Raw genomic sequence first — 13,885 nt, 5'->3', positions numbered from 1 at the left:
GCGCCGCATGACGCGGCGGAGTGCGGCGGTGGCGTTGCCGCGCTGCCGGCCGGCGGTGACGCGGTAGACGATGTGCAGGTCGTCCGCGATGACGGTGGGGGCCCGCACCCCCGCCACCGGCCGCACCGCGCTCGGCGCGCCGCTGTGGGCCGCCGCCGGTGTGCTCGTCCTGCTGGGAACGCTCCTGCTGCCCGGCACCGCCGGTACGTGGGCCGTCGTGGCGGCCGCCGTCTGGTACGCGCTGTGCGCCGGCCGCGCCGTCGCCGCACCGCTGGACCACCGGCTGGACTGGCTGCTGCCGCCGCTCTTCCGGGTGGCCGAGTACAGCACGGTGCTGATCCTCGCGCTGCACGCCGAGAGCCCGGCCGCCCTCCCCGCGGCGTTCGGACTGGTCGCGATCTGCGCCTACCATCACTACGACACGGTGTACCGCCTGCGCGGCGGCGCCGGGGCCCCGCCGCGCGGCCTGGTGCTGGCCGCCGGCGGTCACGAGGGACGCACCCTGCTGGTGGTCCTCGCCGCCGCCCTCTGGCTCGACGGCTCCGGCTTCCCCGTCGCGCTCACGGTCCTGACCGGGGCGCTGACCATCCTGGTGCTGACCGAGAGCATCCGGTTCTGGGTCTCCTCCCAGGCCCCCGCCGTACACGACGAGACAGGAGAACCCACATGATCGGCCTCGTGCTGGCGGCCGGCGCCGGACGGCGTCTGCGTCCCTACACCGACACCCTCCCCAAGGCCCTGGTGCCGGTCGGCTCCCGGGACGACGAGAGCACCACCGTCCTGGACCTCACCCTCGGCAACTTCGCGGAGGTCGGCCTCACCGAGGTCGCCGTCGTCGTCGGCTACCGCAAGGAGGCGGTCTACGAGCGTCAGGCGGCGCTGGAGTCCCGCTACGGCGTGAAGCTGACGCTGATCGACAACGACAAGGCCGAGGAGTGGAACAACGCCTACTCCCTGTGGTGTGCCCGCGACGTGCTGACCGAGGGCGTGATCCTCGCCAACGGCGACACCGTCCACCCGGTCTCCGTGGAGCACGCGCTGCTCGCCGCCCGGGGGGAGGGCCGCCGGATCATCCTCGCGCTGGACACCGTCAAGAACCTCGCCGACGAGGAGATGAAGGTGATCACCGAGCCCGGCCGGGGCGTCCGCCGCATCACCAAGCTCATGGACCCGGCGCAGGCCACCGGCGAGTACATCGGCGTCACCCTCATCGAGGGCAGCGCCGCCGCCGACCTCGCCGACGCGCTGCGCACCACCTTCGAGCGGGACCCGGACCTCTACTACGAGGACGGCTACCAGGAGCTGGTCGACCGGGGCGTCACCATCGACACCACCCCCATCGGCGACGTGCCCTGGGTCGAGATCGACAACCACGACGACCTCGCCCGCGGCCGGGGGATCGCATGCCGCTACTGACCAGGCTGATCCCGTCCCCGGTGTCGGTGGACATCCGGGCGGGCGCCCTGGACGACCTGGCGGGGCTGCTGGCCGACCAGCGGATCGCCCCGACGGGCAAGCTGGCCTTCGCCATCAGCGAGGGGTCGGGACGGGCGCTGCGCGACCGGCTCTGCGACGCGATGCCCGGAGCCGACTGGTTCGAGGTCGGCGGCGGCACCCTCGACGACGCCGTCCGCCTGGCCGGCGAGGTCAAGGCGGGTCGGTACGACGCCCTCGTCGGCCTCGGCGGCGGCAAGATCATCGACTGTGCCAAGTTCGCCGCGGCACGGGTCGGGCTGCCGCTGGTGGCGGTGGCGACCAACCTGTCCCACGACGGGTTGTGCTCTCCGATCGCGACCCTCGACAACGACGCGGGGCGCGGCTCCTACGGCGTTCCCACCCCCATCGCGGTCGTCATCGACCTCGACGTGATCCGGCAGGCCCCCGCGCGCTTCGTGCGCTCGGGGGTCGGGGACGCGATCTCCAACATCTCCGCCGTCGCCGACTGGGAGCTCTCCCACAAGGTCACCGGCGAACCGATCGACGGGCTCGCCGCCGCCATGGCCCGCCAAGCGGGCGAGGCCGTGCTCCGGCACCCCGGCGGGTGCGAGGACGACTCCTTCCTCACCGTGCTGGCGGAGGGGCTGGTCCTCACCGGCATCGCCATGTCCATCGCCGGCGACAGCCGCCCGGCCTCCGGCGCCTGCCACGAGATCAACCACGCCTTCGACCTGCTCTTCCCCCGCCGCCGCGCCCCCCACGGCGAGCAGTGCGGCCTCGGCGCCGCGTTCGCCACCCATCTGCGGGGGGCCACCGAGCAGGCGGCACTCATGGTGGAGACGCTGCGGCGGCACCGGCTGCCGGTCCTCCCCGGGGACATCGGCTTCAGCGGCGAGGAGTTCGTCCAGGTCCTGGAGTTCGCGCCGCGCACCCGGCCGGGGCGCTTCACCATCCTGGAACACCTCCAGCTGTCCACCGACGAGATCAGGGACGCGTACGCGCACTATGTCAAAACCTTCGGTAGCTGAACTCCGCCCCGTCGTCCACCCCGAGGGGATCAAGGACCGCCGCAGCGGGGAGCACTGGGCGGGCCGGCTCTACATGCGCGAGATCTCGCTGCGCTGGACGAGACACCTGGTCGGCAGCCGGATCACCCCGAACCAGCTGACCTACCTGATGGTGGTGGCCGGAGTCGCGGCCGGCGCCGCCCTGCTGATCCCCGGCATCGCCGGCGCGGTGCTGGCGGCCCTGCTGATCCAGCTCTACCTGCTGCTGGACTGCGTGGACGGCGAGGTGGCCCGCTGGCGCAAGCAGACCTCGGTGACCGGGGTCTACCTCGACCGGGTCGGCCACTACCTGGCCGAGGCGGCGCTGCTGGTCGGGTTCGGAGTGCGGGCCGCCGACGTGTTCGCGCTGGAGGGCGCCGCCGCGAACTGGCTCTGGGCGTTCCTGGGCACCCTCGCCGCGCTGGGCGCGATCCTGATCAAGGCCGAGACCGACCTGGTCGACGTGGCACGGCTGCGCAGCGGTATGACGGCGGTGCAGGAGTCGGCGGCGACCCCGCGCTCCTCGGGCCTGGCGGTGGCCCGCCGTGCCGCCGCTGCGCTCAAGTTCCACCGGCTGGTGGGCGGGGTCGAGGCGTCGCTGTTCATCCTCGCCGTCGCCGTCGCCGACCTGATCGCCGGCGGCCTCTTCTTCACCCGCCTCGGCGTCGCGGTGCTCGCCGCGATCGCCGTCCTGCAGACCCTGCTGCACCTGGTCTCCATCCTCGCCTCCAGCAGGCTGCGGTGACGGGGGACCCGGCGGCGGGCGGGCGCGGCCGCACCGGCCTCTCCCTGGGCGCCGTGATCATCACCATGGGCAACCGGCCCGAGGAGCTGAAGCGGCTGCTCGACTCGGTCGCGGCCCAGGCCGGCGACCCGGTGCAGGTCGTCGTGGTGGGGAACGGCGCGGCACTCCCGGACCTCCCCGAGGGCGTCCGGACCATGGAGCTGCCGGAGAACCTGGGCATCCCGGGCGGCCGCAACGCCGGTATCGAGGCGTTCGGCCCCGGCGGCACCGACGTCGACGTCCTGCTCTTCCTGGACGACGACGGCGACCTCCCGGGCCGCGACGTGGGCGAACTGGTGCGCGAGGCGTTCGCCGCGGACGACCGGCTCGGCATCGTCTCGTTCCGGATCGCGGACCCGGAGACGGGCGCCACCCAGCGGCGGCACGTGCCGCGGCTGCGCGCCTCGGACCCGATGCGCTCCTCGCCGGTCACCACCTTCCTCGGCGGCGCCAACGCGGTGCGCACCGCGGTCTTCGCCGAGGTCGGCGGGTTGCCGGACAGCTTCTTCTACGCGCACGAGGAGACCGACCTCGCCTGGCGTGCGCTGGACGCCGGGTGGGGGATCGAGTACCGGGCCGACCTGGTGCTGCACCACCCGACGACCTCGCCCGCGCGGCACGCGCTCTACCACCGGCTGGTGGCCCGCAACCGGGTCTGGCTGGCCCGGCGCAACCTGCCGCTCCCGCTGATCCCGCTGTACCTGGGGACCTGGCTGCTGCTCACCCTGCTCAGGCGTCCCTCGGGCTCCGCGCTGCGTGCCTGGGCAGGCGGTTTCGTCGAGGGATGGCGGACCCCCTGCGGTCCCCGGCGCCCGATGCGGTGGCGTACCGTGTGGCGCCTGACCCGGCTGGGCCGCCCTCCGGTCATCTGAGAAGCTCCTACCTGAGATCATTCACGAGCGAACAGCGGACCGGGCGCCGAACACGCGTCCGGTCCGTCCGCGGCTCTCCACAGCTGGCCCGCGAGACGAAAGTGTCGATGTGAGCGAGACAACGCACGAGCGTGCGACCTCCGCCGCCCCACCCCCGCCCGGGGAGAACCTCAGCGCCGCCGAGCTCGCGGCCCGCCACGGGCTGGCGGTGAGTGGGGCCAGGCCGTCGCTCCCCGCTTACGTGCGGCAACTATGGGGGCGCAGGCACTTCATCCTGTCGTTCTCGCAGGCGAAGCTGACGGCGCAGTACAGCCAGGCCAAGATGGGCCAGGTCTGGCAGGTGCTGACGCCGCTGCTCAACGCCGCGGTCTACCTGCTGATCTTCGGGATCCTGCTGCGCGGTCGCGGTGGCATGGACATGCCGGAGTACATCCCGTTCCTGGTCATCGGGGTCTTCCTCTTCACCTTCACCCAGCAGTCGGTGATGGCCGGCGTGAAGTCGATCCCCGGCAACATCGGCCTGGTGCGGGCGCTGCACTTCCCCCGGGCCTCGCTCCCCATCTCCTTCGTGCTCCAGCAGCTCCAGCAGCTGCTCTTCTCCACCGTCGTCATCCTGGTCGTCCTGATCGGCTTCGGCCACTACCCGTCCTGGACCTGGCTGCTGGTCGTCCCGACCCTGCTGCTCCAGCTGGTCTTCAACTCCGGCCTGGCGCTGGTATTCGCCCGCTGGGGCGCGGCCGTGCCCGACCTGGCCCAGCTGATGCCGTTCGTGCTGCGGACCGCGATGTACGGCTCCGGCGTGCTCTTCCCCATCGGCCACATCCTCGCCGACCGGGACTGGCCCGGCTGGATCGCCGACGTGGCGCTGGCCAACCCCATCTCCGTCTACATGGAGCTGTTCCGGCACGCCACCATCACCGACGGCACCCACCACGGCGGCCTCGCCGGCTACTTCTGGCTGCTGGCCGTCGGCTACGCGCTGCTCGCGTTCGCCGCCGGATTCGTGTACTTCTGGAAGGCGGAGGAGAGGTACGGCCGTGGCTGACAACACCACCGACACCGCAGCGGGCACCCTGGCGGCGGGGGAGCGGGTCCCCACCGTCATCGCGGACGACCTGCACATCGTCTACCGCGTCACCGCCGGCCGGCAGCGCGGCAACGCCACCGCCGCACTCCGCCGCGTCATGCGGCGCGAGCCCTCGGGGCGCGTGCGGGAGGTCCACGCCGTGCGCGGCGTCAGCTTCACCGCCCACCGCGGCGAGGCGATCGGACTCATCGGCTCCAACGGCTCCGGCAAGTCGACGCTGCTGCGGGCCATCGCCGGCCTGCTGCCCCCGGAGAGCGGCAAGGTCTACACCGACGGACAGCCCTCGCTCCTCGGCGTCAACGCGGCACTGATGAACGACCTCACCGGTGAGCGGAACGTCATACTCGGCGGCCTCGCGATGGGCATGAGCCGGGAGCAGATCCGCGAGCGCTACCAGGGAATCGTCGACTTCTCCGGCATCAACGAGAAGGGCGACTTCATCAGCCTGCCGATGCGCACCTACTCCTCCGGGATGGCGGCGCGGCTCCGGTTCTCCATCGCCGCCGCCAAGGACCACGACGTGCTCATGATCGACGAGGCGCTCGCCACCGGCGATAAGAAGTTCCAGAAGCGCTCCGAGGCCCGCATCAGGGAACTCCGCAAGGAGGCCGGCACCGTCTTCCTGGTCAGCCACCGCAACCGCTCCATCCGCGACACCTGCGACCGGGTGCTCTGGCTGGAGAAGGGCGAACTGGTCATGGACGGACCCACCGACGAGGTACTCAAGGCCTACGAGGCCGAGACCGCCTCCTGACACCGGCCGTACCCTCCCGCGCCCGGGCCCGACCCCGGGCGCGGAAGGGCGTGTCCGAGGGGATCGGCGTCCCGACAAGGTAGAAATGACGGTATGACGACCACCGCCGCCGACCCCGGTCACCAGCAGGTCTCCGCGACGCTGGCCAAGGCCGCCCGCGAGAACTTCCCCGTGGCGCCCCGCTTCCTGCCCGCGGCCTGGCGCGAGGACCTCATGGCCGTCTACGGCTACGCCCGGCTGGTGGACGACGCCGGCGACGGCGATCTCGCCCCCGGCGGCGCCGACGCCGTCCTGCTCGGTCTGGACGCCGGCGACGGCGAGAGCCCCACCGCGCTGCTGGACGCCCTCCAGGCCGACCTGGAGCGGGTGTTCACCCCCGGCGCCGAGGCACCCCGGCACCCCCTGGTGCGTGGCCTCCTCCCCACCGTCCGACGCACCGGCCTCACCGCGCAGCCCTTCCTCGACCTCATCGAGGCCAACCGGGTCGACCAGCGCGTCGGCCGGTACGCGGACCGCGAGCAGCTGCTGGCGTACTGCGAACTCTCCGCCAACCCCGTGGGGCGGCTCGTCCTCGGGGTCACCGGCACCACCACCCCCGAGCGCGTCCGGCGCTCCGACGCGATCTGCACCGCGCTGCAGCTCATCGAGCACCTCCAGGACGTCGCCGAGGACCTCGCACGCGACCGGATCTACCTGCCCGCGACCGAGATGCGCCGCTTCCACGTCACCGAGCGTGACCTCGCCGCGCCCACCGCCGGTGCCGCGCTGCGGGCCCTGGTCGCCTCCGAGGCGGATCGGGCACGTAGGCTGCTGGACGACGGCGCCCCGCTCGTCGGCAGCGTCCAGGGCAGGCTCCGGATGCTGCTCGCCGGGTTCGTGGGCGGCGGGAGAGCGGCGCTGGCGGCCATCACCGACGCCCGGTACGACGTTCTCGCCGGCACGCCCCGGCCCACCAGAACCGGTCTGCTCCGCGCGGCGGGGACCACCATGCGACGAGGAATGTGAGCTGTCCACCGTGACGACGAGCCCCCCGCTCTCTCCTTCCCTGACGGCCGCCTACCGCTACTGCGAGATCGTCACCGGCCAGCAGGCGCGCAACTTCGCCTACGGCATCAGGCTGCTGCCCGCCGCCGAACGCCGGGCCATGTCCGCGCTCTACGCCTTCTCCCGGCGCGTCGACGACATCGGCGACGGCTCCCTGGACGACGCCGTCAAGGAGTCCCGTCTCAAGGAGACCCGCGACCTCCTGCGGCAGATCCGCGCCGGCGAGATCGCCGACGACGCGACCGACCCGGTCGCGGTGGCGCTCGCCGACGCCGCCGACCGGTTCCCGATCCCGCTCGACGGCCTCGACGAACTCATCGACGGCGTGCTGATGGACGTCCACGGCCGGAGCTACGAGACCTGGGAGGAGCTCCGCGACTACTGCCGCTGCGTCGCCGGTGCCGTCGGACGGCTCTCCCTCGGTGTCTTCGGCACCGTCCCGGGCGCCCCCGGCGCCGAGCGCGCCCCGCAGTTCGCCGACACCCTCGGCCTCGCGCTGCAACTCACCAACATCCTGCGCGACCTGCGGGAGGACGCCGCCGAGGGGCGGAGTTACCTGCCCGCCGAGGACCTGCGGGCCTACGGTTGCACCGACGGTTTCAACCGTTCGCAGCCCCAGCCCGGCGCCGACTTCGACGGCCTCGTCCGCTTCCAGGTGCACCGAGCCCGGCGGCTGTTCGCCGACGGCTACCGGCTGCTGCCGATGCTCGACCGGCGCTCCGGCGCCTGTGTCGCCGCCATGGCCGGCATCTACCACCGCCTGCTCGACCACATCGCCGCCGACCCCGCCGCCGTCCTGCGCGGCCGGGTCTCCCTGCCCGCCCCGCAGAAGGCCCTGGTCGCGGTCCGCGGGCTGGCCGGTCTCGACGCCCGCCGCGCGGTCCGGAAGCGCCCGTGACCCGTACCGCCCTCGTCATCGGCGGCGGCCTGGCCGGGACCACCGCCGCCCTCGACCTCGCCGACCGCGGCTGGCGCGTTACGCTCGCCGAGACCCGTCCCCGACTCGGCGGACTCGCCTTCTCGTTCCGCCGGGCCTCCGCCGTCGGCGACCTCACCGTCGACAACGGCCAGCACGTCTACCTGCGGTGCTGCACCGCCTACCGCGGTTTCCTGGACCGCATCGGCGGCAGTGGGCTGGCCCCCCTCCAGCGCCGGCTGGACGTCCCCGTCCTCGACGCCGACACCGGCCGCGCCGGACGGCTCACCCGCACGGCGCTGCCCGTCCCGCTGCACCTGTCGGCCGCGCTCGCCCGCTACCCGCACCTCTCCGCCGTGCAGCGGCTGCGGGCCGCCCGCGCCGCGTGGTCGCTGCGGACGCTGGACCCCGCCGACCCCGCGCTCGACACCCGCTCCTTCGGTGACTGGCTCCACGAGCAGGGCCAGGACCCGCGCAGCGCGGCCGCGCTCTGGGACCTGGTCGGCGTCGCCACCCTCAACGCGCGCGCCGACGACGTCTCCCTCGCGCTGGCGGTCACGGTCTTCCGGACCGGGCTGCTCACCACCCCCGGGGGCGCCGACATCGGGTTGCCCGCCGTGCCGCTGGGGGAGCTGCACTCCACCCTCGCCGGGCGCGCCCTGGCGGACGCCGGCGTCACCGTGCTGCTGCGCGCCCGCGCCCGCCGCGTGGCCCGCCCCGCCGGGCGGACCGGCGGTTGGACCACCACCCTGGACCGCGGCGGTGACCCCGCCGACCTCACCACCGACGCCGTCGTGCTGGCCGTGCCGCAGGGGCAGACGCACGCCCTGCTGCCGACCGGCGCCCTCCAGGCGCCCGACCGCCTGCTGCGGCTCGCGGACTCGCCCATCCTCAACGTGCACGTCGTCTACGACCGGCCGGTGCTGCGCCGCCCGTTCCTCGCCGCGCTGGGCAGCCCGGTGCAGTGGGTGTTCGACCGCACCCCCCACTCGGGCCTCGCCGACCTGCCCGGCGGCGCCAACTCCCAGTACCTCGCGCTGTCCCAGTCGGCCGCCACCGACGAGATCGACCTGCCCGCGGCGGAACTGCGCCGCCGCTACCTTCCCGAGCTGGAACGGCTGCTGCCCGCCGCCCGCACCGCGGCCGTCCGGGACTTCTTCGTCACCAGGGAGCGCACCGCGACTTTCGCACCCGCCCCCGGTACCGCCCGGCTCCGCCCGGGCACCACCACCCGGGCGCCCGGCCTCTACCTGGCCGGCGCGTGGACCGACACCGGCTGGCCCGCGACCATGGAAGGCGCGGTCCGCAGCGGCCACGCCGCCGCCCGCGCCGCCGCCGCTGCCCCCGCGCACACCCCCGGCCCCACCCCGATCGCCCAGCGCGAGGAGCATCCGTGAACGCCCCCCTTCCCGACCCCGACGCCGTGGCGGCCCTGCTGGAACGCGGCCGCTCACTCGCCGCCCCCGCGCTGCGCGCCGCCGTCGGACGGCTGGCGTCCCCCATGGACACCGTCGCCGCCTACCACTTCGGCTGGATCGACGAGGACGGCCGCCCCGCCGACGGCGACGGCGGCAAGGCCGTCCGACCCGCCCTCGCGGTGGTCTCGGCGGAGGTGGCCGGCGCGCGGCCCGAGGCCGGCGTGCCCGGTGCCGTCGCCGTCGAACTGGTCCACAACTTCTCGCTGCTCCACGACGACCTCATGGACGGCGACGAGCAGCGCCGGCACCGCGACACCGTCTGGAAGGTGCACGGCCCGGCGCAGGCCATCCTCGTCGGGGACGCCCTCTTCGCACTCGCCGGCGAGATCCTGCTGGCCGAGGGCGGGCCGCACGCCGCAGCCGCCGCACGCCGCCTCGCCGTCGCCGCCCGGAAGCTGATCGACGGCCAGGCGCAGGACATCGGCTTCGAGCACCGCGAGACGGTCGGCGTCGCGGAGTGCCTGGAGATGGCGGGCAACAAGACCGGTGCCCTCATCGCCTGCGCCGCCTCCGTCGGCGCCGTCCTCGGCGGCGCCGACGAGGCCACCGCCGACGCGCTCGACCGCTACGGACACCACCTCGGCCTCGCCTTCCAGGCAGTGGACGACATCCTCGGGATCTGGGGCGACTCCCGGTCCACCGGCAAGCAGACCTGGAGCGACCTGCGGCAGCGCAAGAAGTCGCTGCCGGTCGTCGCCGCGCTGGCAGCCGACAACCCCGCCGCGCAGCGGCTCACCGGGCTGCTGACCGCGGACGCCAAGAAGTCCCCGGAGGAGTTCGAAGACTTCGACGAGGCCGAGTTCGCCGAGCGCGCCGCACTGATCGAGGAGGCCGGCGGCCGGCAGTGGACCGCGGACGAGGCGCGGCGGCAGCACGACACCGCGGTCGCCGCGATCGACGGGCTGACCATGCCGGACCACACCCGCGAGCAGCTGCTCGCGCTCGCCGACTTCATCGTCGTCCGCGAGCACTGACTCGCGCGGCCCCGAGGGGCGCGGCGTGCGACCGCCGCGCCCCTCGGCGCCGGGTCGCTCGGTGGCTACCCGGTCAGCAGTGCCTCGGCCAACGCGTCGCGCTCCGCGGCGGAGAGGCCGAGAGCCCCGGTGACGTAGCGGTCCAACGAGCCCCACCCGGCGTCGATCTCCTCCCACGCCGCCCGGAGGTACGCCCCACGGGCGTCGAAGAGCGGCGCCAGCAGGGCGTCGACCTCGGGCGACATGCCCTCCGCCGCGTCGGTCGCACGGGCGACCGGGTACCGGCGGTGCGGTGCGCCCGAGAGCAGGTAGTCGTCCTCGACCGCGCCGGGTTCCACGCCCGCCACCAGCAGCGCCAGGGCCACCGTCAGCCCCGCCCGGTCCTTCCCCGCGGAGCAGTGCACCAGGGCGGGTGCGCCCGAGGCCAGTCCGCGCAGCACGGCTCCCAGCTCGGCGGCCCGCTCCCGGACGACCTCGCGGTACGTCCGGGCCATCAGCGCCGCGGCCCGGCCCTCGCCGAAGGCGGCGTGCAGCCGCGGCAGGTCGCCCCGCCGGACCAGCGTCCAGAACTCCGCGCCGTCGCGGTCCCCGGTGAGCGGCACGTGCCGGCTCCGCACACCGGGCAGGGCGACGTCGAGCCCCTCCAGGGCGCGGTCGGCGTCGTTCCGCAGGTCGAACACGGTCCGCAGGCCCAGTCCGGCCAGGAACGCCCGGTCCTGCTCGGTCGCCCGGGCCAGGTGCCCGCTGCGGAAGAGCCGTCCGGGCCGCACCCGGCGGCCGTCCCGGGCGGGGAGCCCGGCCAGGTCGCGGAAGTTGCGCACCCCCGTGAGCACGGGTTCCACCGACTGCTGCTGCGTCACATGCACCTCCGGGCACCGGGCCGCCGCCGGGCGCGGCGGCGCGTCGCGGACGACCCTACGGCACCCGTCACGCCCCGCCAGGGCGCCGACGGCGGTCGGGGCGCGAGCCCGGCGCACCCCGGCGGACGTGCCGGGGCGGGCGGTCGTCGAGGCTGTCACCATGGGCGGATGGACACCGGCTCCCAGGACCAGGAGCTCTTCCCGCGCGGCCCTGCCGTGGTCGCGCCGGGCGCCGTCCACCTGCCCGTCCACCTGGCCGCGGAACGCCAGAGCGAGCTGCTGGCCGCCTGCCGCCGCTGGGCGCTGCCGCCCGCCGGGCTGCGGACCGTGCGCGTCCGGGGCGGGGTGATGTCGGTGCGCCAGGTCGGCCTCGGGCTGCACTGGTACCCCTATGCCTACGCCCGTACCGCCGTGGACGGCGACGGCGCCCCGGTCAAGCCGTTCCCGGAGTGGTTGGGGGAGTGGGCCCGGGCCGCGGTGCGGGCCGCGACGGAGGTAGCCGCAGCAGCCGGCGGGGCCGGGTTCGGCGCCGATCCGGCGCCGGGGGAGTACGACGTGGCGCTGGTCAACTTCTACCCCGAGGGCGCCCGGATGGGTATGCACCGTGACCTGGAGGAGCGCTCGCCGGCCCCGGTCGTCTCGTTCAGCCTCGGCGACGCCTGCGTGTTCCGCTTCGGCAACACCGAGAGCCGGGGCCGGCCGTGGCGCGACACCGAGCTGCGCAGCGGCGACGCGTTCGTCTTCGGCGGCCCGGCACGGCTCGCCTACCACGCGGTGCCGCGGACCCGGCCGGGCACCGCGCCCCGCGCGCTCGGGCTGACCGGCCGGGTCAACGTCACGGTCCGCGTATCGGGCCTCGACCTGGCGAACGAACGCGAGGGCGGTGCCACCGCGGAACAGCGTCCCCGTTGCCCGTAGCCGACCCGTCCGGGTGAGTCGGTCGAATGCCTGTGTGGCGCCCCGGCAGCACGCTGTCCACTCGGCGCCGCTGGTTCACCCGATAGGAGCTGGCGAGGGGTGGCGAATGCCGAAAGCGGCCCCCTCGCGCCCGTCCCGGCCGGTTAGCGTGTCGACGCACGGAGATCACTCTTCGCAACGGAACACTTCCGCTCGGCTCACCGAGCGATGCCGAGACCGCACCGGGGACGGACGATGCCCGAACCGCACAGCCACGGCGCCGGACCCGGGCGGACCGCGCCGCCACCCGCTCCGGACGGACGCGCCGCCAGCCCCGCCCCGGGCACGGGCGGGCGCGCCCGCCGATCCGCGCCCCGCGGCGTCCCGGGCGCCAACGAGACCCGCCGCCTGCTCAACCTGGCGGTGTGGCCGCCCGTCGCGGTGGCCGCCGTCGCCGCCTTCGTCGTCGGCTACCTGCTCCGACCGCCGGCCGGCGTCGCCCTGACCCCCGGCGTGCCCTGGGCGGTCGTCGCCGGCGGACTGCTCCTGGTGGGTGCGGTGGTCTCCGGAGCGGCGGTCGCCGCAGGGGCCGAGGCCCGGGCCCGCAACGCCCGCGTCACCGCGCTGCGCCGCGAGAACGCGCGCGGAGCGGCCGACCTGACAGCCCTCGCGCTGCGGGTGGCGGCCGGTGAGGCCGTCCGCCCCCCGGGGCCGCGCGCCCCGGGCCCGGCCGCCGGGGACGGACTGCGGATACTCGGCGAGGAACTCGCCGTCGCCCGGCACGCCGCCCAGACCGCCCTGGCCGAGGCCTCCGCCGCCCGCCATCCCGAACCCGGGGGCAGCGAGGAGAAGCTGGAGGTCTTCGTCAACCTCGCCCGGCGCCTCCAGTCCCTGGTCCACCGGCAGATCGAGCACCTGGACGAACTGGAGCACGAGGTCGAGGACCCCGACCTGCTCAAGGGCCTGTTCCACGTGGACCATCTCGCCACGCGCATGCGCCGCCACGCGGAGAACCTGGCAGTGCTGGGAGGCGCCACCTCCCGCCGGCAGTGGAGCCGCCCCGTGGAGATGAGCGAGGTGCTGCGCTCCTCCATCGCCGAGGTCCAGCACTACTCCCGCGTGCGGCTGGTGCCGCCCATCGAGGGCCGCCTCCGCGGCCACGCGGTCGCCGACGTGATCCACCTGCTGGCCGAGCTGGTCGAGAACGCCACGGTGTTCTCCGCGCCGCAGACCCAGGTCGTCCTCCGCGCGCAGTACGTCACCGCCGGCCTGGCCGTCGAGGTCGAGGACCGGGGCCTCGGGCTCGCGCCGGACGTCCAGGACCGCATGAACGCCCTGCTGACCGGTGCCGAGCGGATGGATGTCGCCGCACTGGTGCAGGACGGCCGGATCGGCCTCCTGGTCGTCTCCGCCCTCGCGCAGCGCCACGACATCGTCGTGCAGCTGCAGAGCAACATCTACGGGGGCGTGCAGGCGGTCCTGGTGCTGCCGCACGCGCTCCTCGGCAACGAGGAGGACGAGCGGCCCACCGAGATCCTCAGCGCCTCCCCGGCCGCGGCGGGCGGCGGCCCGCCCCCGCCCGTCGGCCCGGTGCCACCGCCCCCGGCGCCCGCCGTGCCCCAGGCGGCGCATCCCGAGCAGGCGTCGCTCACCCCGACCGGTCGGGTGGAACTGCCCCGGCGGCGCTCCGCCGCGCGGCACGCCGCACCGGAGCCGGCCCAGCACCGGCCGGGAGC

General features: G+C 74.7%; 14 protein-coding genes. 13 read left to right on the top strand and 1 reads right to left on the bottom strand.

Annotated elements, in window-relative coordinates:
* Positions 1 to 88: 88 nt before the first annotated feature.
* The 11 genes from HCN52_RS14715 to HCN52_RS14670 all read left to right on the top strand — a co-directional run bounded on the left by HCN52_RS14715 (position 89) and on the right by HCN52_RS14670 (position 10,392).
* Positions 89 to 670, top strand: coding sequence for a DUF5941 domain-containing protein (locus HCN52_RS14715; protein WP_376767132.1), 582 nt, complete (start codon positions 89 to 91; stop codon positions 668 to 670).
* Positions 667 to 1,416 carry a phosphocholine cytidylyltransferase family protein gene (locus HCN52_RS14710; protein WP_168088902.1) on the top strand — a complete coding sequence of 250 codons (750 nt, stop codon included), beginning with the start codon at positions 667 to 669 and terminating at the stop codon, positions 1,414 to 1,416. The genes HCN52_RS14715 and HCN52_RS14710 overlap by 4 nt, the downstream gene beginning before the upstream one ends.
* Complete coding sequence (locus HCN52_RS14705; protein ID WP_168088901.1) at positions 1,404 to 2,465, top strand: iron-containing alcohol dehydrogenase family protein; 1,062 nt, start codon at positions 1,404 to 1,406, stop codon at positions 2,463 to 2,465. The genes HCN52_RS14710 and HCN52_RS14705 overlap by 13 nt, the downstream gene beginning before the upstream one ends.
* Complete coding sequence (locus HCN52_RS14700; protein WP_168088900.1) at positions 2,443 to 3,228, top strand: CDP-alcohol phosphatidyltransferase family protein; 786 nt, start codon at positions 2,443 to 2,445, stop codon at positions 3,226 to 3,228. The genes HCN52_RS14705 and HCN52_RS14700 overlap by 23 nt, the downstream gene beginning before the upstream one ends.
* A gap of 65 nt (positions 3,229 to 3,293) precedes the next feature.
* Positions 3,294 to 4,139, top strand: coding sequence for a glycosyltransferase family 2 protein (locus HCN52_RS14695; protein ID WP_168088904.1), 846 nt, complete (start codon positions 3,294 to 3,296; stop codon positions 4,137 to 4,139).
* 109 nt (positions 4,140 to 4,248) lie between these two features.
* Positions 4,249 to 5,184, top strand: a complete 936-nt coding sequence (locus tag HCN52_RS14690; protein ID WP_168088899.1) for an ABC transporter permease — start codon at positions 4,249 to 4,251, stop codon at positions 5,182 to 5,184.
* Complete coding sequence (locus HCN52_RS14685) at positions 5,177 to 5,980, top strand: ABC transporter ATP-binding protein (protein WP_168088898.1); 804 nt, start codon at positions 5,177 to 5,179, stop codon at positions 5,978 to 5,980. The genes HCN52_RS14690 and HCN52_RS14685 overlap by 8 nt, the downstream gene beginning before the upstream one ends.
* A gap of 93 nt (positions 5,981 to 6,073) precedes the next feature.
* Positions 6,074 to 6,985: a squalene synthase HpnC gene (hpnC, locus tag HCN52_RS14680; RefSeq protein WP_168088897.1), complete on the top strand. Its 912-nt coding sequence runs from the start codon at positions 6,074 to 6,076 to the stop codon at positions 6,983 to 6,985.
* Position 6,986: 1 nt separating this feature from the next.
* Entirely contained in the window at positions 6,987 to 7,922 is a 936-nt protein-coding gene (hpnD, locus tag HCN52_RS25470) for a presqualene diphosphate synthase HpnD (RefSeq protein ID WP_376767133.1), read from the top strand.
* Positions 7,919 to 9,337 carry a hydroxysqualene dehydroxylase HpnE gene (gene hpnE, locus HCN52_RS14675; RefSeq protein ID WP_312876703.1) on the top strand — a complete coding sequence of 473 codons (1,419 nt, stop codon included), beginning with the start codon at positions 7,919 to 7,921 and terminating at the stop codon, positions 9,335 to 9,337. The genes hpnD and hpnE overlap by 4 nt, the downstream gene beginning before the upstream one ends.
* Positions 9,334 to 10,392 carry a polyprenyl synthetase family protein gene (locus HCN52_RS14670; protein ID WP_168088896.1) on the top strand — a complete coding sequence of 353 codons (1,059 nt, stop codon included), beginning with the start codon at positions 9,334 to 9,336 and terminating at the stop codon, positions 10,390 to 10,392. The genes hpnE and HCN52_RS14670 overlap by 4 nt, the downstream gene beginning before the upstream one ends.
* A gap of 65 nt (positions 10,393 to 10,457) precedes the next feature.
* Here the strand turns inward: HCN52_RS14670 and HCN52_RS14665 are convergent, their stop codons facing one another.
* Positions 10,458 to 11,252 (bottom strand): tyrosine-protein phosphatase, encoded by a 795-nt coding sequence (locus HCN52_RS14665; RefSeq protein WP_168088895.1) that lies wholly within the window; start codon positions 11,250 to 11,252, stop codon positions 10,458 to 10,460.
* A gap of 168 nt (positions 11,253 to 11,420) precedes the next feature.
* Between HCN52_RS14665 and HCN52_RS14660 the strand changes: the two genes are divergently transcribed.
* A complete protein-coding gene (locus tag HCN52_RS14660; protein WP_168088894.1) occupies positions 11,421 to 12,170 on the top strand; it encodes an alpha-ketoglutarate-dependent dioxygenase AlkB in 750 nt (249 codons plus the stop codon).
* 234 nt (positions 12,171 to 12,404) lie between these two features.
* Positions 12,405 to 13,885 (top strand): sensor histidine kinase (locus HCN52_RS24765; protein ID WP_209314545.1); only part of this gene is annotated, 1,481 nt, incomplete at its 3' end.

This window comes from Streptomyces bohaiensis (assembly GCF_012033785.1).
GTDB classification, from domain to species: domain Bacteria; phylum Actinomycetota; class Actinomycetes; order Streptomycetales; family Streptomycetaceae; genus Streptomyces; species Streptomyces bohaiensis.
Note: the sequence above shows the minus strand (reverse complement) of the source record. Positions and strands in the feature narration are given on the sequence as shown.